The sequence below is a fragment of the Vibrio marinisediminis genome (assembly GCF_014050145.1).
Lineage (GTDB): Bacteria > Pseudomonadota > Gammaproteobacteria > Enterobacterales > Vibrionaceae > Vibrio > Vibrio marinisediminis.
Genome location: NZ_JACFYF010000201.1, coordinates 1 through 286 on the forward strand (window position 1 = coordinate 1; position 286 = coordinate 286).

The 286-nt window shown below is 35.0% G+C and carries 1 protein-coding gene; it reads left to right on the plus strand.

Annotation, left to right across the window (positions count from 1 at the left end):
• Positions 1-216, plus strand: a 216-nt coding sequence (locus H2O73_RS23890) for a hypothetical protein (protein ID WP_220457740.1), incomplete at its 5' end; no start/stop codon positions are given.
• Between the last annotated feature and the right edge of the window lie 70 nt (positions 217-286).

The window sequence follows — 286 nt, forward strand, 5'->3', positions numbered from 1 at the left end:
GACAAATGTGTGGCGCCTAGTTGTATTTCTCCTGTAATTTGTAGTAATTTAGATACTTCTCATAAACCATTAACCGAATTATATCAGGCGGTAGATAGCCACCCGAAAGTAAAGAAATCCTTTATTGGCTCTGGAATTCGTCACGATATGTTAGTGCCAGAATTCAATAAGAATGCCGACCCTAAAGAATTAGATGCTTACACAAAGTTGGTTTAAAAACTCTCCTTTATTAGAAATGATACAGCAAGCGCAACAATTAGGATTTAAATTAATTCTAACTACAGAT